Raw genomic sequence first — 21,984 nt, 5'->3', positions numbered from 1 at the left:
ATCAGGACTGGACACGGCAAACAAGCGAAAGAAACATTTATCATAAACCCACACCATCATCCGGTCACTTATGTCCGAAAAATCCGGGTTGGAGCAGGCAGATATTGCCCGCCCTCTACGAGAAATTGATCCATCGGTAGAGGACTATACCATCGTCGACACCGACGTCCATAGCTACATCGAAATCGAGGAATTCGCGGAGTATATGGATGAGGACAATCCATGGCGACGTCGGTTTGGTATGGCAGAAGAAGAACGAAACGCCATTACGCAGTTTTGGCCAGGGAGCGTGGGGTCGCGTGCACGGTATGGGCGGATCAAACGTTCCCACCAATACACCGAGAAGTGGGACAAGGACCTAGTTCTGGACGTAATGGACTATCTGAGTACCGACCACTCCTTGCTTCTGGGAATGGCGATGCTCATGTACGGTGAAATCGCCAAGAACTTCGAAGACCGTAGGATGATCGAACACGCGGAAGCGTACACAGAATTGATGCTTGATCACCTCGTGGATCCCGGTGAAAATATCTATACGCTCCTTCCCGCTCCGTACACACAGCCCCACAAGGCAGCAGAGATGATCGACGACTACGAGTCTGAGGAAGGCATCGTTGGGGTCTGTCTGATCACGCCTGGTGCTACCCCACCACTTGGAAACCGGAAGTACAACCCCATCTACGAGGCGGCAGAAGACGCAGGCCTACCGATAGTGTTCCACTCGGGGGGTGCTGGCCTCGACGAGTACGAAACGAAAGGGTTCGAGAGTTTCATAGAGACCCACACCCTCGGGTTTATGAACGCGAACCTCTCGCAGCTCACTAGCGTCGTTATGAGCGGGGTTCCCGAACGATATCCCGACCTCGACTTCGCACTCGTCGAGTCCGGAATTGGGTACGTCGCAGCACTTATGTACCGACTTGACTCCGAGTATCTTTCCCGCCAGTCGGAGGCTCCGTATCTCGAAAAATTGCCGAGTGATTATCTCAAAAACGATTTCTATTACGGGACTCAACCACTCGAACAGACCCCGAACCCTGAGGATCTCGAAAAATTGATGCGCTTGATGGGCGGGCCGGACAATCTTATGTACGCATCCGACTACCCGCATTGGGATTACGACCCGGCGAACACAATTACACAGCTACCGTTCCTCTCGGAAGACGAAAAGAGGAAAGTTCTCTCAGAGAATGCAATGGAGGTTTTTGATCTATGAGTGAGAGAGTGTACGTCGACGATGCCGATAATTTCGAGGACGGTGACAGACACTTCGTGGACTACAATGGCTCAGAGGTGTGTGTCCTCTATCTCGATGAGGAGTTCCACGCCTTCCTCAATCATTGCCCCCACCGTGGGGGGCCAGTCGCACGGGGCGAGATTATGCCGGGAATCGACTACGAGGAAAATGAACACGGTGAGCCGCCAAAGGAGCGATACAACGATTGTAAGATCATCACCTGCCCTTGGCACGGATGGGACTTCGAGGTAGACACTGGTATCCACAGTGGGACGAGCGGGGGCGCCCACCGGCTCACAAAGTTTGACGTGGAAGTTGAATCGGGCAACGTATACATTCGCTCGTAAGCTGTCGCGGTTAAACCACAAGCACCTTTTGCACGGGTTGAGCTCTTCAATGATAACCACGATGTCTTTTCCACGGCTGATGCCACTAGCGGCCCAAGTATCTCGAAATCGCTCGAGTTAGCTAATGTGTCGGTTACCGCGGCGCATAGCCAAATTTTCAAGACGACCTCGGTCGCTCACAAGGGTTTCAACCGTGATTTGGCTCATCAGCGCTCTGACTGTCAAATGACCGGTTGAGCTCCCGATGTCGTCTGCTTCGTCCTGTGGAATAGTTAGATTAATAGCGATAGTCTTGGTTTTTCGATTATGGTCGCTACCCTTGAACGACTCTTTAATCCGAGTAGCATTGCGCTCATCGGAGCGTCGGAGAGTTCCCCTATTACAGAGGCCATTCTGGCTAATCTTGATGACGTCGATTGGGATCGGGGTACATATTTCGTTAATCCCAACCGGGATGAGATATTTGGCTCGCACTGTTATGACTCAGTCTCAGATATCCATGGAGAGATCGATCTCGCCGTTATAATCGTCCCAGCGAGCATCGTCCTTCAAACCTTTGAGGACTGCTGTGAAGGCAACGTAAATTCGGCACTGATCTTGACAGCCGGCTTTGGAGAACTCGGCGCTGACGGAGAGGAACGCGAGCGACGGCTCATAGAGCTGAGTGAAGCAAACGACATCCCGATCTGTGGCCCCAATAGTGTCGGAATTGTGTCTCCCCACAACCAGTTTGCTTCGTCAATTATGTCGATTTCCAATATACGCCCAGGCAACATTGGGATCGTGACCCAAAGCGGTGGGTTGCTGGTTCAACTGTTGCGATCGAGTTTTGAGCGCGATCTGGCATTTTCGACCATCGTTGACTGTGGAAACCAAGCAAGTATATCTGCATCTGAGTATATTGATCACTTGCTCGAACAGGACGAGACCGACGTAGTGGCCTGTCTTATTGAGGGATTCAAGCAACCACGGGAGTTTAAACGTATTGCAAAAAAAGCAAACGACGTGGGAAAGCCCCTCCTTGTCCTCAAACTCGCAACAAGCGAGGAAGGACAGCAGTCTGCCCAATCTCACACAGGGTCGTTAACGAGCACCAATAAAGTAGTGCAGGCAGTTTTCGAGCAAACTGGTGTCATCGGAATCGATTCTCTCGGCCAGCTCATCGAACACATGGAACTGTTTTCGAAGACTCGATCCGTGTCTGGGAACCAGATTGCCCTGTTGGACAACTCCGGTGGCGGGGCGACACTCGTTGCCGATATCGTAAGCGAAACATCTCTCGAGCTCGCCGAACTCAGCGATAAAACAGTCGAGATGGTATCGTCGTGCATCCCACAGATCGGTTCGCCAACGAACCCCATCGATATCGCTGGGAAGCACCAAGTTGAGGAGACAAGGAAGGACATCGGTAAAATACTAGAAGCACTGGACAAGGACTCGAACGCCGACATGGTATTGGTGCGATTGACTCAAACGAGGTATGTCGAAGACAAATCAGATTTCGAGTGGGAACTCTTCTCGACGGTCAACGATGCTAACAAGCAGTACGAGACCCAGTTTGTTGGATTCACCCGCCCCCGATTCAAGATTCTCGATGAGTGGAGTGAACTCATTTCAGGAATGGAGACACCAATACTCAACGACTACAACCCGGCGATCGCCGCGATCGAATCGTTGAGTGAATATTCTCGTCGGGAACCAGTGTCGAATACTTGGGTTTCTACTCGCCCTGTAAAGACGATTGATAGACCCCGACTCAACGAGTACGAGGCGAAACAATGGCTAGCCGAATACGATATTCGAATTCCAGCCGAGAAGGTAGCAGAATCAGCGGACGAGGCGGTCCAGCACGCAGAATCGATCCGATATCCCGTCTGTCTCAAGGCGTTGTCGGGGCGTATTCAACACAAAAGTGATTTGGGACTCGTGAAACTTGACCTCGGGAACGCTGATGCAGTCCGAGCGGCGTATGAGGATATCCAAGAGAGTGCGCCTGCCGACATCGAACTAGACGGTGTTTTAGTTCAAGAGATGGTCAATGGGGGTCACGAACTCATCGTCGGTTCGCGGCAGACGCGATTCGGGCAGGCGATTACCGTGGGTGCAGGCGGCGTGTATACGGAGTATCTGGACGACACTATTACGCGAATCGGCCCGCTAACAGAAACTGAAGTACATAATATGATCAAAGATTTATATATTTATCCCGTGCTGGAAGGTGTCCGAGGTGAAGATGCAGTCAACATCGATAGTCTCGCATCGCTTGTAGCGAATTTCTCGACTTTCGCTAGTGAAACAAAGAACCTCGGAGAAGCTGACCTCAATCCCATCATCGTCAGTGAAGAAGAAGCCCTCGCTGTCGACGCCCTCTTCATATTGGACGAAGCGCAGTAATCAGGTGATCCACCCCTAGGGTTTCTTGTCGACAAGTTTATTAAAGAGTCTGCCAAGGGTGGGATATGGCGATACGCACAGATATCTGTGAATTATTCAACATCGACCATCCGATCATCGAAGCTGGAATCGGCAGGTATGCCGAAGGCGGTGTGGTCGAAACAGCGAAGCTAGCTGCCGAAGTTACGAATGCCGGCGGCCTCGGTCAGATCGGCCACGCATCGTACGGTGAGGGTCCTAACGAACAATCGACGGAGTACCTCAAAGAACGAACACGCATTGCGTTGCAAACTGCGATAGAGCGAACAGATGGTCCGCTGGGTATCAACGTCCGCTTGGCGAACCCGGAGGATTCACCGGCAGAGGTAATTCGAACAATCATCGAGGAGCGAGAGCGATCGGATGAGGTCCGTCGGCAGTTACGCGTGCTCTTTACGTCTGCAGGTCCACCGGACTGCTTCGGTCTCGTGGACGAAATACAAGAATCTGGTCTGCTACATTTCCATGCGACATCGACGGTCCACCACGCAGAGAAGGCAGATGCGGTCGGCCTCGATGGGGTCGTTGCGACTGGGTGGGAAGCGGGCGGTCACATTGCAAAAGAGGAAGACGCTGTCCACACGTTCGTTCTCGTACCGGCGATCGCCGACGCTGTCGACCTACCGATTCTTGCTGCGGGTGGTTGTACGGATGGTCGATCACTCGCTGCGAGCTTGGCACTCGGTGCCGACGGGATATATATGGGGACCCGCTTCCTCGCTGCCCACGAAAATGCCGTCCATAAGAATGTGAAAACGGGGATTGTCGATGCTGCTGATACAGATAGCCGGGTAAGTACAGGTCTTTACGGGCCAATGCGTGTCATCGATACACCTCTGATCGACCGACTGAACTCAATGACGGAGGAAGAGCGATATCCCGTCGAACGCGAGGCGCTTCGAAGTGCAGGTGGAGGCGATCACAACGAACAGTTACTCGTCGCTGGAATGGGATCTGGCCGAATCGACGCTGTCGAAACAGCATCGCAAATCGTCGAAGAAACCGTAGCGGAAGCGGAAACAATCCTCTCGGAACTTGGCAAACTGTAGCCCCCGTTTTCCGATCGGCGGCTCGTTCAAATAGGTATCCCCGCTAACTGCATCTCCTGACGTCACCTCTACTGCTCAGCGGTCGTCGTCGAACGTCTCTTTCCCGGGTTTGAACTCGCGGGATTCGAACTGCTCCAATCCTGCCCGCATACCGCCGTCGCCTTGGTAGTTTTTTAGCTCCTGAACCTTGGCAGTCGCATACTCCATACCTTCCTCGAATCCCATATGCTGCATCTGTTGGAGTACCCGTTTATTGTACTCTAGAGCAAGAGAATTCTTCTCTATGAGTTTGTCTGCGAGTCGTGCGACACTCTCATCGAGTTCCCCCGATGGGACACAACGATTTATCGCCCGCATTCGGTCTGCTTCCTCGCCAGAGAACTCTTCACCGGTGGCCGAGTAATACATCGCATCACGCAGGGGCAGCGTATTCACAAGGGTCCACATCGCACCGCCTGCAGGAATGATCCCGAAATTTATTTCAGATAACACGAATGTCGAATCCTCGGTGGCGATTGTAAAATCACACAACGCTTGAAGTACGAACCCACCGCCAGTTGTCCACCCATCAACTGAAGCTATCGTTGGAAGCGAGTGATTTCTCAAGGTCAACAGTGCTTGTTTGAGTTGATTTCGGACTTGCCGCATCGCCTCCGGGGATTCCCGGCTTGGTTTGATGAAATACTCCTCGAGGTCCATACCGGCACAGAACGCTTCACCTCGACCTGATAGAACAACAACCTGTGCTTTTGAGTCCTCCATCTGGAGCAATGCATCGTTCAGGTCAAGACAAACCTGCGGACTGATCGCATTTCGTTTCTCCGGTCGGTCTAGGGAGATTCGGCCGATATCCTCGTCTACCACTACCTCAATTGTCTCGTAGGACGCCATACAACAGGTTTAGGGGAGGATATAATAAAGATTTGTGACTGACAGATCACATCACGGGGATTCGTCGCTCAGAAGTGCAATGGTTGAACAGACGAGTACCGTTTCATCGTCACTGTTCACGGCCTCACGCTTCGTGGTAACAAGCCCGCTGTCCTCGTCCTGCCGCTCCAGATCTGTGATTTCCATCTCCACATAGATTTCATCGCGAAGCTTCACTGGTTCTATAAATCGAACATTGTCCATCCCGTACAGGGCGATGATGGCGTCAGAGTAAATGCCCTCTTGTACCACGAGTCCCATCATAATCCCGATTACGAGAGGTCCGTGAGCGATGCGGCGGCCGTAAGGACCATCAGCAGCCCGCTGCTCGTCTACGTGGATCCAGTTGTGGTCGCCAGTAATGTCCGCAAACGATTCGATATCGTCCTCCGTTATCCGATGGGTATCGGTCTGAAAACTATCGCCAACGGACAGGTCGCTAAATCGCATAACCATCGGGTGAATAATCCATAACTAAGTGAATAAGCTTTCCGCTGGAAGATAGCTCAATCAATTCTATGTTTTTCCTGCTCCGGAAATTACTCCTCAAATACCGTCTTCTGTCTCCATCTAAAGGCCGTCAAGTACGTGGTTTCGACGGAATTCAGTCACGCTACATACGGATTCAAGAAGCGAATCATCGGGCATCTGCCAGACGTCCCCATAGCCGTGCTCGTCGAGGATCACCGAGGTGGGTGACTTCCTCCCACCCGGTGTTAGCCGGGCAGGTTAATCCTGAAGGTTGGGAGTCTAAGTTTTGCTGGACAGTCAGCACTGGCTTTGTCACAAAGACGTTACTCGTGCTCCGTAGAGGGCCGAAACCCGAATCACGTTGTGCTTGACGAGACCGAGATTCGAATCAATGATCAGCGATTCTGGCTGTACGCGGCGGCTGATCCCGAGACAAATGTCCTGCTGCATCTGCGGCTGTTTGAAACGACAACAACCGCATAAACCGAGATCGTTCTGCGCGAACGTTGCCAAAAACACGATGTCGAATCTGCCGTCTCCCCCGTTGATGGCTCTCAACACCGCCAAACTGCGTTGACCAGATCTGGGCTCCGATTTCAACTCGAACAGAATGGAAATCGGAACGCTATCAAGCGAATTTTCCAAGAATACAAGCGCCGAATCCCCTCGTTCTCCAACTGCTTCAGCCACGGTGAGCTGCAAACAGCCGAAAATTGGCTCCAAGCATTTGCCGCTTGGCTCACTGCTCCTAACTAAACACTATTTGGTTATTCTCCGATGATTTTAAATACCCACGAATGAAGGTCAATAATGGATTAGCATGAGTGACAAAAACATGCCTACCGCCGAGAAGAAACATCACCAAAAAACATCACGCAGGAAGTACCTTGCAAGTGTGGGCGGTACTGGCCTGGCCCTTATAGCCGGATGTAGTGGCACCGGAGGAGGAAACGGAAACGGGGAAAACGACGGTAGTGGGAGTGAGGGAACCACTACCACAAGTGGGACTAGCGACGGAAACAATGGTTCGAACAGTATCACCATCACTACGCCAGCTCAGGGGACCCTAGCGGCAACTATGGGAACCGGGATGGCTACAACGATGGTTCAGAACTCCGATTATCAGGCCTCCTCTCAACCCTCTACGGGGGGATCGCAGGCGATGACTGTGATGCTCAATGGGGAGGCAGAGCTCTCTCAAGCCCCTCCCTATACCATACTGGACATTATGAACAGCAGGAACCAGTTCGAAGGGGTCGACCTGAAGTACAAGCCCCTGCAGGTAATGTCACTGTACTGGGCCCGATTCATGATGTTAGCCCGGACTACGTTGGATTACCAGATGCTCTCGGATTTAGACGGGAAGAAACTGGCATTCGGGGAGACTTCGACGTCGTTCATACCGGGGATGGAAAAGATATTTGGCGAACTCTATGAGAACCCAAACTTCGCGTATATGGGCGTCAATCAGCTTTCCTCTGCACTGTCGTCGGGCAATATCCAGATGACGGGGCAAGTGAGTGTCAATGGGCTCTCTCCCTCCTACTCACAGCAGATTGTCACCGAGAATTCTACCCGAGCGCTCGGCTGGTCTGACAAAGCAATTCAGACTGTCAAAGACGACCCGAATATCACCTTGGTTATGGGAGAAAACTCTGCGGAACCGTGGAATAAGATCGATGAGTTCGTTATGGACGGAAAAACACCAGTAATGTCCCACGATTTCGTCACTGTCTCGAGCGACAACGTCTCGCCCCAAGTGGTGAACGATTTCCTCACCACTATCTGGGAACAAAAAGACAGTCTTCCGGATATCCATCCCGCGTTCAACGAGTACACCAATGGAGAGTACTGGGCTGATCTCCTTCATCCGGACATCCCAATCCATCCTGGTGCAGCGACATTCCTGAAGGACCACGACCTCTGGAAAGACGAATTCACCGAAGGTTCGATCTAAAATCGTCCTGAAATTAATACTCCCTGATCCTCACAAGCCTGTATGTTTACTCGAGACATTGTTCCGGACTTGAATCTGGATCCATTCGAAGCTACTGGTGCGTTTGTAGCAATTCTTACGTCAACCGCTGTCATCTCTTATGCATTCGTCGGGACCACTATTCCTGTCAGGGTCTATATGAATTTGATCCTCGGCGGATGCCTTGTCGTGTACTACTTGAGTCGAGCAACCGCACCAATACGACTGAAATTTGAGGATGACGGATCCATTACGCGAACTGTTTACGATTCTTGGCGAGAGAGATTTACACACGTCTGGTATATTGTCGCTGGGAGCCTCGGCGCTACCGCAAGCGTTTACGTACATATCAACTTCGAGCGTTGGGTTTCTGAAGGACAGCTCTTCATATTTAACAACACTGACATATTAATTGGTGTGATTCTCATCGTTCTTGTGATCGATATCACGTATCGGTCGTTCGGAGCGCTACTGGCCGGTACGGTCGTTGTGTCACTCCTCTATGGCCACTTTGGAAATCAAGCACCTGGTCTGCTCCAACACTCCGGACTCTCGATAGACCGACTGATCGCCCGGAATACTATCGCATTCGACGGGCTCTATGGGTCGCTACTCGAATTGGGAGTGACCTGGGTTGCAATCTTCCTCATCTTTGCTGGGTTCATCGAATCGAACGATGGGTTTGATTACGTGAAGCAAATGAGTAGACAGATTGCTCGCTTTTCCCGCAGTGGTGTTGCCCAAGGCGCACTCGTTTCGAGTATGGTCATCGGGATGGTGATGGGAGGTTCCGCGACGAACGTCGCTACGACTGGTTCCTTTACTATACCGATGATGAAGAGCAATAACATACCGGGCCGATTTGCCGCAGCCGCAGAATCGATGGCGAGTACCGGTGGCCAGATCCTCCCGCCTGTCATGGGTCTCGCTGCTTTTTTGATGGCAAACTTCGTTGGTATGCCTTATCGGGAAATCATAGTCGCAGCGCTCATCCCGGCACTCCTCTTCTACGTGATCCTCGCTTTAGGAATCCACCTCGCCGTCCTCAAAAATGGATGGTCCGTGAAACTGGAGAACGTCACAAAGACGGCTGAAGAAGATAAAATGTCAATTTGGGGTGGACTCCAGTATGGGATTCCATTAGTTGGGTTAATCTATGGGCTTATGGTGATGAATCTGCCCATCATGCTCGCCGGTGGCTACACGATTCTGATTTTTCTCGTCTTCCGCAGTATCTATTTGATGATTGACGGACGCCTGTTGGATATTATATCGGGGATAATTATGGGACTGTGGGATGGTGCCGAGAAACTTGCCCCATTCGTCGGTCTCCTTGCAGCACTGGGAATCGTCGTTAACGTGCTGTCGTTCAGTGGACTCGGACAACGAATTAGCATCACCCTTCTCACCGTAAGTGGTGGATCCTTACTGATTACGCTCTTCATCGTCGCGTTCGTGAGCATCCTCTTCGGACTGGGGCTACCGACCCCAGCAGCGTATATTGTGGTTGCGACGATTGTTGCACCGGCCCTGATTCGATTGGGGGTACAACCTCTCGTTGCCCATATGTACGTGTTCTACTTCGCGATGCTGTCTTCAATCACTCCGCCGATTGCTGTGGCAGTTGCCGTGGCCTGTAGAATTGCCGATGTTGAATTCTTCGAGGCAGCGAAGGCTACTCTCACCCTTGGTGGTCCTGTTTACTTCATCCCATTCTTATTCGTCTTCTACCCATCTCTGTTGACGTGGTCCGTTCCGAATGTAATCATCGCAGCGTTAGTTGCTATGGTGAGTCTCATCGCACTAACGGTGGCCTTTACAGGATACAGTGGTCGATCGGTGCTCCGATCGTATCTTCGAGCGAGTATCGTTTTCTTCGTAACAGGGATAATCTTCGGGCCAGTCATGTTCCTCTAATCACCGAGGAGCTTACCCGTCCTCACCGCTGATTCGTTCTATACATCTCGCCGTACGACGCTGTCTTAATACGAAGGATACTACGCACGGGAGGCTGGGGTAATCGGCCATCAAGTTCTCGGATCGTAGCTTGAGTGTTGGGAGACATCTATTTCTATCGATCCGGTAATTTAAAGGTGTGTGTCCTCGAATACCTCCCGATGGACTTCACCCTTTCAGACCGTCAGAATGAAATTCAGGCAGAGGGAAGGAAGATAGCGAGCGGTTATTCAGAGGAATACTGGCAAGACGTCTATCACAACAGCAAGTATCCTCAAGAGGTGTACGACGACATCGCGGAGGACGGGTGGGTTGGAATGCTCTTTCCCGAAGAGTACGGAGGAAAGGGTGAAGGCGTGTTTGAACTCGCCTTGTTTGTTGAGGCGATGGCACGGGAAGGTGCATGGCTCACCGGCATTATGGGCGGTGCTGTCTTCGGCGGATTATCTATCCTCAAAGGAGGGACAGAAGAGCAACGTCAGAAGTACCTCCCGAAAATAGCACAGGAGGGGCAACGCTGGGCACTTGGTATTACGGAACCGGAAGCGGGCATTAATACGACGAATATCCAGACATCCGCGAGACGTGATGGAAATTCATTCGTGATCAACGGGGAGAAGAAATTCATCGGGGCAGCTGAATCCGGCGAGCATATGTTGCTCCTCGCACGGACGACCCCCCAGTCCGAAGTAGAGCGTCGAATCAATGGGATCACGATGTTTATCGTTGATCCAGACAACAGCGCAATCTCGACCGAAGAACTCGACGTCGATATTTACTGGCCGCACGATATCTTCCGCGTGTACATCGACGACCTCCAAGTTCCTGAGAGTTCAGTCTTGGGCGAAATCGACCATGGCCTCCGGCACGTGTTCGATACGCTCAACGTCGAACGAATAGGAACGGCAGCGCAATCGCTGGGAACCGGATTCTGGGCACTCGACAAGGCTGTAGAGTACGCCAAGCACCGCGAGGTTTGGTCGGAGCCCATCGGTGGCCACCAAGCGATTCAGCATCCACTCGCGGACGCATACGCAGAGCTAAAGACTGCCCGCCTCGCGATCCAAAAATCGGCGTGGCAGTACGATAAACAGCAAGGTGAAGTCGGTGAACTCTCCAACATCGCGAACCTAGAAGCCGCAAAGGCGGCTTGGAGCGCGAGCGAAGCGGCGATGACAACCTTTGGGGGCAGTGCAGCTTTGAGTGAAACGAGTATGGCTGCAGCCTCTAGCTTCATCCGCCACAGTCGCACGGTCCCCATCACTGAACAGATGATCTGGAATTACCTCGGACACCATATTCTTGGGCTTCCTCAATCATACTAAATGAAAGGATTCAATGGAGTCGTTCTGGTGTCCATTCGACATCGCTACGATCGAGGGCCGTATACAATGGTCCGCCCAGACGACCGACTGAATCCAGCTTCTGCGGATCAATGTGACCCGCAGTAGTTATTTCATCCTCGATAGATAAGTGTTCAACATTTCCAAAAATTACAGTAGAATTGTATATTCGGACGTGAGATTCGAGTGAACACTCAAGATGAGCAACGGCGTCGGCGACTCGTGGAACATTCATAGTTACTGCCTCCTCACGTTCAATGTCAAATAAATCGAACTCGTCCTTCTCGGTGCGCGTACTCGTCTTGTCCATTGTTTCAAAGGTACTTTCATCGACAATATTGAGGACAAACTCACCAGATTCCAGTACGAGCCTCGGCGTATCTTTGAGACCCTCTCTATTATCGATCGCCGCGAACATTATCACGATCGGATCGAAGCTAACAGCATTGAAATAGCTATATGGAGAGAGATTGTCCTCTGAACCATAGCGAGTGCTTACCCAAGCTATTGGACGCGGTGCCACAATTGAGGAAGTTAAATGATGGAGCTCTTCTGAATCGTCTAAATTCCTAGGATCGATTTCCATCTTATTCGTTAAAGGTTCCACACAGCAATAAACATTTATGACTCCATAGCGGTAGTCTTTAGTTACTTGAATTTACACCTTATGCTGGTGGGGCGCGTCGAGCGTCTGTGAGCCGTTGATGCTCCCGATTACGTCGTTTTTTGTCATATAATGAGCCAATCGGTTAGTTGGAGGGTTGCTCAAGGGGGCAGAAACACCGCGCCAAGGCCTACGTCACAGATCTTGTTGCCGCCAGCAATAAGACTGTGCAGGACATCTCCACCTATGTTCTCCCGGCGAAAAGCGAACGGGTCTTGAACAAGTTCCTCACCGAGTACGACTGGGGAAAAGGTCAGCTCAACAGGGAACGACACGAAGTGGAGCAGTAATGGTGTCGTCATCATCGACGACACCTTCACGTACAAAACCGGTGACAAAATCCCTCACGCTGGGAAGTTCTACGACCACACTGTTCCTAGGTACATCTGGGGGCAGAATCATATCTATGCGCTCCGCCAGCGCATTGATACAGTCCCGCGTACGATCGACAGCGAAATCTACCATATCTGGACGCAGCAACGTGACGTAAACCGTCTTGTTATGGTGAAATTGCTGATTACCAAGAAGGAATCAACCAAAGAAGACGAATATCCGGGCGTGAAGTCCTTCGTAGCAAACAAAATCGATGCACCGGCGAGCTATCTCATCGAGTTGTACGCGATGAGATGGCGGGTTGAGACATTCTTCAGAGACACCAAGTAGGACCTTGGTTTTGGGGATTGCGAGTTACGGCACGCCGCAGGTGCCAGTCGTCACTGGCACCTGCTGATACTGGCCTACAGTCTCCTCAAGTTCGGTGCTGCATCCAGCGCTCTTGAAACGGTTCTCGCGCACGCGAGCTCACTCCGGAACGACATCAAGCGATCCTTCCGTGAAAGCGTTCAGAACCTTCTCACGTGAACACTGAGCAGTCCCAACCGCAGCACCGACGAGCTAATGCACCGGATCGATGGGATGTTCGTCTAACGTGCGAAGTCAAGTAGCTAGGTCGCGACACTGCTCAATGAAGTCGAGGAGGTCGATTCCAAGGAAAGACCCGAATTATTCGAATTAATGCCTCTAATCCCGTGATATCGGCGGATTAGATCGATATTCAGCAGAACAATAGATTTAATTATATATAAATCAGTTAGCTATCAATATGTACTACGCATTATTGGCGATTGATTCAAATAAAGAACGTGCCGAAGAAATTGTAAGTTCAGTAATGTCACTGCCTCGTGATCCTACCGATCTTAAAGTAATCATACTAAATGTATTTGAGGAATTTGAGGTTACAGATGAGGGAGGAACTATTTCATCTGATGAAGTATATGCGAAACAGGAGATTCCAGAGAGCGTCGAGATGGCCGTACGAGAACTGGACAATTACGGAGCTCAAACAGAAGTAAGGCGCGAACACGGTGATCCGAAGGAAATAATCCTTTCCGTGTCAAAGAATAAGGACGTAGATAGCATCTTTATGTGCGGCCGTAAGCGGACTCCAACTGGGAAAGTGCTGTTTGGGAGCGTAACACAAGCCATACTATTAAACGCGACTCGTCCTGTAGTGGTGACTACAATATAGGTTCTTGGGGCACTGTCTAGTTAACAGCCTCAGCTGGCGTTTGATTATCTAACGCTTGGTGCGGTCGTTGAAAGTTATAGTAGTACGCGAACTGTGCAAGCCACTGGGCGACGGTAGGCCGACTGCCGACCCAAGAGTGATGAAAGCGGTCAATTCTCATTTTGAGAGTGTGAAACCACTTTTCGATGAGGTTTCGGTCTACGTAGTCAAGGTGACCGCTCAAATCTACTCGAAAGAGGGCAGTCAGATACCCATAGCCATCAACAAAGAACTCAGTGTCCGAAAGATCGTGTTTCTCGGCGAGTTTGCGGAGAAACTCAGTCGCTGGATCGGTTCCTCGTCGTTCGAAGAGATCGACGCCGAGCAACAACTTTGAGTCGAGATCTATTGCAGCGTATACCCAAGACAGCTCACCGTTGATTCGGACAGCAGTTTCGTCAACCGCGACCCGCGTCGGCGTAGCCGACGGCGGGTCAGGAACGCTGTCAGCCAGCCGATGTACCAATTGCCAAACCGCTTGATGTGACCGTTCAACGCCTAATTCAGCGAGAATCGTTGTTGTTTCTCTGAGCGAACATCCGGTCGCGTGGAGCCGGACGGCGAACGCCCTGACGGGCGTCGCCGTCCGCTCACGCTCCCAACATTCATCTAACTCACCGTCTAAATCCTTGTTGAGCAGGTCTGAGAGCATCTCTGGATAAGATACTCAACGACCTGCTCGCTCCTCAATCTACGCTAACTAGACAGTGCCGCCAAGGATATATACTAATTTCACTGATATTAGAAGACATATGCACGATTTCGCGGTTGTGGGTGTCGGGCCCGCAGGGGCGCGTTTCGCTCGGCGCGCCGCTGAGGCGGGTAACGACGTTGTCGCCTTCGAGCAGGGGACTATCGGAACGCCGCTGGCGTGCTCGGGCCACGTCAGCACCGACATCTGGGAGTACGTTCCCAACGCGGCGAAGGCCGAACTCCTTCAGAACCGCGTCTACGGCGCGCGGTTTCACGTTGGGGGCCCCGATTCCGGGGCGAATCCATTTTATAAAAACGCGGAGGTCTCGAACGTGATCGACCGAGTCGAACTTGATCGAACACTCGCGCAGTGCGCTCGCGACGCGGGTGCAGACGTCCGCGAGGAGCACACTGTCGTCGACGTCGACGAGCGTCATGACGGCGTCGAACTCACCGTCTCGAACGCGGGTGAGACCGAAACCGTGAGCGCGAAGATGGTCGCTGGCTGCGCCGGGCGTACTCGCTGCCGGAGCCGATCCAACGCATCGGTCTCAGCGCGCTGTCTGGAAAGATCGGAGTTCATATGGACCGGCCGAGCTCTTTCTTTTCGAGAGAGAACCTGAAAGTGCAGTTCAAAGAAATGGTAAAATAAAAGACACAAATATGAAAGACTATACTACGCAGTCGGTTTAACTGCAGGTATGAATGACTTGACTGGGTTCCAACGTGATTTGCTGACGGTGATTGCCGGACTGGAGGACCCACACGGGCTTGCCGTCAAAGATGAGTTGGAAAATTACTATGAGAAAGAAGTCCACCACGGACGACTTTATCCAAATCTGGATACACTTGTTGAGAAAGGACTAGTTGAGAAAGGCAAAGTCGATCGTCGTACCAATAGCTACAAGCTCACCCGAAGGGGCGGACGAGAAATCACAGCAAGGAAAGAGTGGGAAGGACAATATGTCGATATCAAAGTGCCAGAGTCAGAACGAAGGTAGCGGTCGCCCGCTGGCAACCCTGGGCTTAATGGAGGTCCAATTCAATCACGAACGTATGCTACTTCGCCTCACACAGCCGACGGATTTTGAGATTTTGAAGGTGCTGGCAGATGGAGAACGAAACGTTGCAACAAACATTGCCCACCAAGTTGGCCAAACCCGAGAGTACATCAACACGAGACTCCCACCACTTGCCGATTATGGAAGTTACAAGGCAGCTTTGGTGAATCGCCATCCTTCGTTAGGATGAGTGATTTAATCGGGTCTGTGAGGGAGTCCAAACGTACCGCTCTCACGGTTTCCAAGGAATTTTGCTCAAACTGTCCCAGCGTAGCGCCACCAGTCGTCGGATCTGGTCCCCCGCAAGTCAACGCCGTCTAATGATTCACCAGAGCAAAGTTCGAGAGGGCGGTACACACTCCATCAACACCCAGTTGTTGACAAACTAATCACTTCGAGGAGTCCGTCGTATCGAAATCTCCCATCGAATTCACTAGCTTGTCAGCCACGTCAATTGTGATCGTCCCAGCATCCGTATCGACACCAATATCCAGTCCATCAGCGTGTTCGAAACCGTTCCGAAGAAGACTCGTAACAGGATTCAAGGTGTCTACATCCCGCGACCGTGCGTTGACGAGCACCGACCAAAGGTCCTCGAGACAATCTTCGACGACGGCCTGCACCACCGATTGGAAAATATCGTGCTGGAGTTGCAGTTCCCTGTTCTCCTGACGAATCCTCTCCATCCGATCTGGATGATCCTCTGCCCACTCAACGGCCACAGACACGTGTGCTTCGCTCAAGTGCGGGAAGTGTCGAGTCGCGATCTCGGCGGTACCATCACCCCTTTCGGAGAACCACCAGATATGTTCGACGCCAATCCGTGTGCCAGCAATCCGTGGCCTGCCACCTAGGGTATCGGGTGTTTCCACAATGCGTGGCTCAGGAAGACCACTCTCTATGGGATCGATGACCCGACGGAACGTCGCCTCAAAGACGGAATTGCAGTTGCTGCAGGTGACGACCGGGACGGTCGACGATTGAGCGTTGCTGATACGCTGATACAGATCCGCATCATCGGTGTCCACACTCTCATCGAGATCTGCAGGATCGGCGGGAAGACCTCGAACTCGTGTATCGATGAGGCTCAGAAGTCCGTCACAGTCGTCCTGCGGGCACGTCCAAACCGCGTGATCCCAAACGGTCGTCGGGATATTGTCACCCGATTCGTGGCCAAGGCGTGCAAGCATTCGCCACAGATCGTCAGTGTCGGATAATCGATCGTCCTGTAACGGATTCAAGCCAAGTTCGATGCGTTCAGCGTCCGTGAACGCTTCGTCGCTAGTCATACTATTGACACGGATGCTCTCGCATAAGCGCACTTCCTCAGTGTTACGCATCACTCAATATCGGCTGCCAGCAAAGATACGCAAGGGGACAGTAGCGCACTAATAGGAGCTTGAAATTACTTCAATACTTGAACTGGGCTACCAAGTGGTCTCAACACACCTCGAAGAATGCCCCATCTCATACCATTACTGATGGTATAGGATGGCATAGAAAGGTCGAGCTCAGTTGTCGTCTATTTCAAGATCAATACCTCAGGACAACTTCAAGCCCATCTGCTCAAGTGGTCAGATGAACAGGAACCCGAATCACGGCAGTAGACCACAGTTCTGTGCTGAATATGTGCAAATATTTGGGACACAGTGAATTACCTCCTCACCGATTTGAGTTCTATATTCTTCTCGAAGTGAGGTATCAGTGTAGATCTTGTCCACCCAACTCGAGCTTCTCACACAAATCCAAATATTGGTATTAATGTGATACTATACCATTGCTGGTATGCCATCCACCATACCATTGTATGCCAATTTCTACTGTCCCCGACACCCCACTATGGGGCTATCCGTTAATGGACACCTCTCTTTACCATCTTTCCCTGATTAAATACACGCAGAGTTGCCTTGTCTTGACCCACAGGCAACAACCCATAATTACCGCGCAGTCTCTCTTGAGATTCAAGATGGGAGCAATGACCTGGTGATATAACCGGCTACCTGTTCCAAGTCAGAATAGTTTGAGATACAATCTGTTACTCACAACATACACCTGCTTCTCGGTTAGATGTGCTAATTCAGTTCGTCGCACGCTCAGTCTCTTGAGAAAATATCACACCTCAGGAGTGGCACGAAGATAATTATCTGACTGAGACAACTCTCACGCCACCTCTATGAAACTCAAATATCTGCTCATCAAGCGCAGTGTGAAATTGAACGCCACCGGTGCAGTGCTCATTGCTCCACCCTATAGGTCAGCGTGCCCGGTGCAGCGGTGTAACTATCAGTATTTGAAGTAGTAGTCTCTATAGCTTTCTCTTCACGGGGAACCGGCTTTGAATCACAGCGCATTTCCAATAGTCGGAGGCAACAGGCCATATCAACCGGGGTTGTGAAACAAGAATAAACGGCGTTCTCATATTGTGCACTACTCAGGACTCAGGAGTCTGTGTAAGGGGCTCGGGCTTTTGTGGCGCAAGAGGCCTATCATCTCTATTGGATGCTACCCCCATAGAGAGGGTGTCGGGCGAGCCAGCACATGGTGTAAAATGGTGTGCTGGATGGTGTGCTGGCGAAGGGTTACAAACGGTGTTACACCGTGTGCGGATTCGCGATACTGGCCATTGTTGCAGTAAGCTACCACGCCCTTCATGGCGTGGCATTCAGCGTGGACTCCCGTTCTAACCCGTCAAAGGGGTAGGCGAATACTCGCCGTTCACGTTCACCATCCCGCTGTTCAAGCGCATGCCTACGGGTACGCCTCCACGCCCAGGCTTTTGCTGGTCGCGGAGATACTTCAAGCCGATATTCTTCGCGGCGTTGTAATCCGCGTGAATATCGTATCCACACTTCAGACAACCGAACCGTCTTGACCAGTATTGTGCGGACGATTGTCCTCGTGGGTGAATCCACACTTCGAGCAACGCTGACTCGTGTACGCCGGATTAATCTGCTTCACTACAAGCCCTTGCGACTCGGCTTTGTACGTGACGTACTCGAACAAGCGGTGGAACGCCCACTTGTGAACCGCCTTCGCGTGCGGCAAACGTTCGCGGATGCCTTTGAGTTGCTCGAACACGATATGCGTACACTCATTCTCAAGGGCTTCCTCTACCAGCTCGTTCGAGATGGTGTGAAGCATCTGCTCGAACCGTCCGGTTTGTTTGCGACCGACCCGCTGAACATTCTCGTGTGCCCACCGAGTCTCGGTCTGTTGCAGGTCGCCTCGTCGCTTCTCGTACTCTCGATGCCAGTGGTTGAGTTCGCCGCCACTCCAGAAGCGCCCCGTTGATGTGGTTGCTATGTTTGTGATGCCGAGGTCAACACCAAGGACGGAGACGTGCTTGGCATCGCTTTGTTCGGCATCATCGTTCTCCACGGCGGGCTTTGTCCGCACGTGAAGGTAGAAACAGCCCTCAACAGTATCGTAGTGGAGCGTGGCCCCGTTCACATCATAGTCGTCGTTGAACAGGTACGCCGAGTGTGGCGTGTCACGCTGTTCGTCTGGGAGGACGAACTCTGCGGTCACTCGTCCGTCGATGGTGGCTAGTGTTGCGTGGTCGTCGTTGACCGTGACGGTTCGGGCGTCGTAACTGGCGAATTGAGACGTAAACTCGGGTTTCGAGGCTTTCTTCCATCGTGCGACGACACCATCGACTGCTTCTGCGGCTCTGTTTCGTGCGGCTTGCACGAGATTGGCTGGCAGCGGTGAGTCATCTCGAACGTCGTAGTAGTGAGGTCGTGGAGTTTTTGCTTGTTGGTGAGTTTCCAGTCTGGTTCCCACGCGACGTTGACGACGTGGTTGGCGGCGTCGAGGAAGTGGTCGGTTGTGTGGTGGAGGAGTTCAGCGGCACTCTCGTCCACGTCGAGTTTGACGGGGACGGTTCGAGTGGCTGAGTCTCCCACCATCTGTACTTCATACGTAGGAGACTGTACTTATGTTATTTCGGATTGGCGTGGGGGAGTCAGCATACCATCGAGGATGGGTTATGTAATGGGTTGTCGGCTTCCTCCCGCGCCTACAGTCGCGGGTTTCTGCCTTGCATTCATTATGAAAAATCGTGGAAAGTCGCTATATTCAGTTACTAGTGAGAAATCCCAAACCCCGACTCAATATTTGTCATACTGATCGGCGACTTTTTCGTTGACCATTCTGGAGCAGTGGTTCTCATATAAGTCCCGAACTTCCTGTGGCTCCGATAGAGCCGCCCAGTCAACATCGTCGTCGCTTGTAGTGTGGCCATCTGTCGAGTTGGGTGACTCGGCCACTCTCAGTTGTCGGACTGTTTGAGAGCTCTCATCGCTTCCGAGACGGGTCTCAGGTTCTCGGCCGTTAGTTAATCAGTGTCGTCCAACCGACACACACGTATTCGGCGGCGATCTCGGTCCAGTCGTCGTCACTGAAGTCACAGCAGCCAACTCAGTGAATCGCTTGACTCGCGACCAGTATTGCGTCGATAAGGAAAACGAGAGGTCCGCAAAGCAGTCTTCAACAACTGGCTCTACTCCACTTACCAGAGACCGACCGAATCAAAAGGAGGTCCACTCTGTCGTTCCAGTACGTGTTCGAGTCTGGAACTTCCGGCCACCATCACAGAGTGCTGTCCGAATACTGCAATCAAACAATGATTGGATCGTAGAAATCGTTTGTTCGTCGTAGATTCCTAAATCAAGAACCCCAATGACGGGCCACTCCTGTGCTCGCGCTTGGGTAAGCAAGGCGTGGGCGAATTTATACACCTCTTTCGAGGCAGTATAGACAAGAAGAGGAGTTAATGAATAAATCCCGACTGCGAGATCCTCTCCGGGATGTGACTGCACGAAGGAGATGAACTTGGTCCCAACTTGCGTCAGGTTATCTACATTCTCAACGTGTTCTATGTTGTCGGGAGTTGTCTCATTGTTAGAACTTGACTGTGAAGGAGTACAATTGATCACGAGCGGCGGATCCTGTTGTTTACCGACCGCTTGAGCATAATCTATCCTCGTTTGTCGGCTACTGTAATGGGTCGATATTACGAGGGGTTGTGTGGCTATTTCATCAAGTAACGTGTAAAACAACGATTGCTTTCCCGAAAACGAGGGACCAGAGATCAGTATGCTTTCAGACTCAAGAACAGCCGAGGAGAACATTCAGTCATATATTGTACAAGAAGGTATTATTTAGTTGTTGATTATTCACACAGTAGGTTTTCCGAAGATGTACAACTCCACGTGGTGCTTCTATAGTATCCATTAGAAGTAATTGCTCACTTTAGGAACAGAGAGTTTGTCGAGAGCGGTGTCGATCGCTGTTGTTAACTCGCTGAGCGAGTCAAAGAAGCGGTTGCTAAGAGCCTTTTGCAGTTGTCTCCAGCATTCTTCGACCGGATTCAACTCCGGTGAATACGAGGGTAACGTCACGAAGGCGAGGTCGTCACGGGCCGCCAGGTCCGCGACGGCCGACGCCTGAAAATACGGCGCTCCGTCCAACACGACGAGCAAGTCATCTTCGAATTCGTCACATAATGCTAAAATGAAATGTTTCGCGTGTTCAGCCGTAACGTACTCGGTAAATCGAGAGAAGAAGCGATCACCGTCCTCAGTGATCGCGCCCAGCAGACACGTCCAATCACGTTGGCCTGAAAGCTCGACCGAGGGCCGCGTGCCGCGTGGTTTCCGCGCGGCACGCGGCTCAACTTGCACGGATTTCTTGGTTTGGTCGATACAGACTACGGTGGCGTCCATTTCCCGCCGCTTTTTTTGAGCTCGTCGTGGAACGCTTCTTGCTCGTTGTCGTCGGCTTCGGCGGCTGAGCGGCGTGGCTTCTGGTAGCTCAATCCCGCTTCTTTCAGCAACCGCCGACAACTCGGGATTGAATACTCGACGCCGTACGTTTCTTCGAGATACTCTTGGGCAAGCGCCGGCGTCCACGCCGGCGCGTCGATCCCGACCTCTTCAGGTGGTTCGTGAACGGTTTCTTCGAATTTTTCTTGCTGTGGTTCTGAGAGTTTACGTTTTCTCCCAGTTTGTTTATCGTCAGAAACGGCTTGCTCAAGCGACTCGTCGGTGTCGAGTCGCTTGAGCCAGCTGTAGATGGTCCGCCGCTGAACGTCGTACCACTCGGCTAGCTCAGTCTGAGTTACACCGTTCTTGTACGCGATTGCGGCTAAGAGCCGTTGTGTCGGCTTCTTTCCGTCCACATTGTCAAGAGCGTCTTGCAATTCCTCGACAGAGATCTCGTCGAGATGTTCCACTATCTCTTACAACAGTCTCCGAG

At 51.7% G+C, this 21,984-nt stretch carries 18 protein-coding genes and 2 pseudogenes; 12 read left to right on the top strand and 8 right to left on the bottom strand.

What is annotated here, in order from left to right; genetic code table 11:
- Positions 1 to 70 precede the first annotated feature (70 nt).
- The 4 genes from ACT3HL_RS15710 (at position 71) to ACT3HL_RS15695 (ending at position 5,066) form a co-directional block, all read left to right on the top strand.
- On the top strand, positions 71 to 1,216 hold the full coding sequence (locus ACT3HL_RS15710) for an amidohydrolase family protein (protein WP_445087704.1): 1,146 nt from the start codon (positions 71 to 73) through the stop codon (positions 1,214 to 1,216).
- A complete protein-coding gene (locus tag ACT3HL_RS15705; protein ID WP_445087703.1) occupies positions 1,213 to 1,584 on the top strand; it encodes a Rieske 2Fe-2S domain-containing protein in 372 nt (123 codons plus the stop codon). Before ACT3HL_RS15710 ends, ACT3HL_RS15705 begins: the two co-directional genes overlap by 4 nt.
- A gap of 306 nt (positions 1,585 to 1,890) precedes the next feature.
- Positions 1,891 to 3,978, top strand: coding sequence for an acetate--CoA ligase family protein (locus ACT3HL_RS15700; RefSeq protein ID WP_445087702.1), 2,088 nt, complete (start codon positions 1,891 to 1,893; stop codon positions 3,976 to 3,978).
- Between the two features lie 65 nt (positions 3,979 to 4,043).
- Complete coding sequence (locus ACT3HL_RS15695; RefSeq protein WP_445087701.1) at positions 4,044 to 5,066, top strand: nitronate monooxygenase; 1,023 nt, start codon at positions 4,044 to 4,046, stop codon at positions 5,064 to 5,066.
- A 75-nt stretch (positions 5,067 to 5,141) separates the two neighbouring features.
- On the opposite strand, the gene ACT3HL_RS15690 is transcribed toward ACT3HL_RS15695, so the two are convergent.
- Together ACT3HL_RS15690 and ACT3HL_RS15685 are read right to left on the bottom strand one after the other, a co-directional pair.
- Entirely contained in the window at positions 5,142 to 5,957 is an 816-nt protein-coding gene (locus ACT3HL_RS15690) for an enoyl-CoA hydratase-related protein (protein ID WP_445087700.1), read from the bottom strand.
- Between the two features lie 51 nt (positions 5,958 to 6,008).
- Positions 6,009 to 6,446 (bottom strand): MaoC/PaaZ C-terminal domain-containing protein, encoded by a 438-nt coding sequence (locus ACT3HL_RS15685; protein WP_445087699.1) that lies wholly within the window; start codon positions 6,444 to 6,446, stop codon positions 6,009 to 6,011.
- 369 nt (positions 6,447 to 6,815) lie between these two features.
- On the opposite strand from ACT3HL_RS15685, the pseudogene ACT3HL_RS15680 reads away from it, so the two are divergent.
- The 4 genes and pseudogenes from ACT3HL_RS15680 to ACT3HL_RS15665 form a co-directional block, all read left to right on the top strand.
- Positions 6,816 to 7,223: pseudogene (locus ACT3HL_RS15680) on the top strand (IS6 family transposase); the annotation flags it as partial.
- A 64-nt stretch (positions 7,224 to 7,287) separates the two neighbouring features.
- Positions 7,288 to 8,424 carry a TAXI family TRAP transporter solute-binding subunit gene (locus ACT3HL_RS15675; protein WP_445087698.1) on the top strand — a complete coding sequence of 379 codons (1,137 nt, stop codon included), beginning with the start codon at positions 7,288 to 7,290 and terminating at the stop codon, positions 8,422 to 8,424.
- Positions 8,425 to 8,466: 42 nt separating this feature from the next.
- On the top strand, positions 8,467 to 10,359 hold the full coding sequence (locus tag ACT3HL_RS15670) for a TRAP transporter fused permease subunit (protein ID WP_445087697.1): 1,893 nt from the start codon (positions 8,467 to 8,469) through the stop codon (positions 10,357 to 10,359).
- 176 nt (positions 10,360 to 10,535) lie between these two features.
- Positions 10,536 to 11,723 (top strand): acyl-CoA dehydrogenase family protein, encoded by a 1,188-nt coding sequence (locus ACT3HL_RS15665; RefSeq protein WP_445087696.1) that lies wholly within the window; start codon positions 10,536 to 10,538, stop codon positions 11,721 to 11,723.
- 10 nt (positions 11,724 to 11,733) lie between these two features.
- Here ACT3HL_RS15665 and ACT3HL_RS15660 read toward each other — a convergent pair whose 3' ends face one another.
- A complete protein-coding gene (locus tag ACT3HL_RS15660) occupies positions 11,734 to 12,327 on the bottom strand; it encodes a flavin reductase (protein WP_445087695.1) in 594 nt (197 codons plus the stop codon).
- A 167-nt stretch (positions 12,328 to 12,494) separates the two neighbouring features.
- Here ACT3HL_RS15660 and ACT3HL_RS15655 point away from each other — a divergent pair, with 167 nt between their 5' ends.
- Positions 12,495 to 12,695 carry a hypothetical protein gene (locus ACT3HL_RS15655; RefSeq protein ID WP_445087694.1) on the top strand — a complete coding sequence of 67 codons (201 nt, stop codon included), beginning with the start codon at positions 12,495 to 12,497 and terminating at the stop codon, positions 12,693 to 12,695.
- A gap of 812 nt (positions 12,696 to 13,507) precedes the next feature.
- Positions 13,508 to 13,933 carry a universal stress protein gene (locus tag ACT3HL_RS15650; protein WP_445087693.1) on the top strand — a complete coding sequence of 142 codons (426 nt, stop codon included), beginning with the start codon at positions 13,508 to 13,510 and terminating at the stop codon, positions 13,931 to 13,933.
- Positions 13,934 to 13,949: 16 nt separating this feature from the next.
- Here the strand turns inward: ACT3HL_RS15650 and ACT3HL_RS15645 are convergent, their stop codons facing one another.
- The gene (locus ACT3HL_RS15645) at positions 13,950 to 14,624 is read right to left on the bottom strand and encodes an IS6 family transposase (protein ID WP_445087692.1); all 675 of its coding nucleotides are present in this window, start codon (positions 14,622 to 14,624) and stop codon (positions 13,950 to 13,952) included.
- A 100-nt stretch (positions 14,625 to 14,724) separates the two neighbouring features.
- Between ACT3HL_RS15645 and ACT3HL_RS15640 the strand changes: the two genes are divergently transcribed.
- Entirely contained in the window at positions 14,725 to 15,288 is a 564-nt protein-coding gene (locus ACT3HL_RS15640) for an FAD-dependent monooxygenase (protein WP_445087691.1), read from the top strand.
- A gap of 78 nt (positions 15,289 to 15,366) precedes the next feature.
- Positions 15,367 to 15,666, top strand: a complete 300-nt coding sequence (locus ACT3HL_RS15635) for a helix-turn-helix transcriptional regulator (protein WP_445087690.1) — start codon at positions 15,367 to 15,369, stop codon at positions 15,664 to 15,666.
- A gap of 449 nt (positions 15,667 to 16,115) precedes the next feature.
- Here ACT3HL_RS15635 and ACT3HL_RS15630 read toward each other — a convergent pair whose 3' ends face one another.
- The 4 genes and pseudogenes from ACT3HL_RS15630 to ACT3HL_RS15615 all read right to left on the bottom strand — a co-directional run bounded on the left by ACT3HL_RS15630 (position 16,116) and on the right by ACT3HL_RS15615 (position 21,961).
- Positions 16,116 to 17,015 (bottom strand): DUF433 domain-containing protein, encoded by a 900-nt coding sequence (locus ACT3HL_RS15630; protein ID WP_445087689.1) that lies wholly within the window; start codon positions 17,013 to 17,015, stop codon positions 16,116 to 16,118.
- Between the two features lie 1,391 nt (positions 17,016 to 18,406).
- Positions 18,407 to 19,634 (bottom strand): annotated as a pseudogene (locus ACT3HL_RS15625) (RNA-guided endonuclease InsQ/TnpB family protein).
- A gap of 621 nt (positions 19,635 to 20,255) precedes the next feature.
- A complete protein-coding gene (locus ACT3HL_RS15620) occupies positions 20,256 to 20,858 on the bottom strand; it encodes a DUF7504 family protein (protein ID WP_445087688.1) in 603 nt (200 codons plus the stop codon).
- Between the two features lie 102 nt (positions 20,859 to 20,960).
- A protein-coding gene (locus ACT3HL_RS15615; protein WP_445087687.1) for an IS630 family transposase occupies positions 20,961 to 21,961 on the bottom strand; the annotation gives its coding sequence in 2 pieces (ribosomal slippage) (positions 20,961 to 21,469 and positions 21,469 to 21,961; 1,002 coding nt in all).
- Between the last annotated feature and the right edge of the window lie 23 nt (positions 21,962 to 21,984).

The organism is Halobellus sp. GM3 (genome assembly GCF_052545375.1).
The sequence above is the reverse complement of the archived record's forward strand: the minus strand, read 5'-3'. Positions and strand labels throughout refer to the sequence as shown.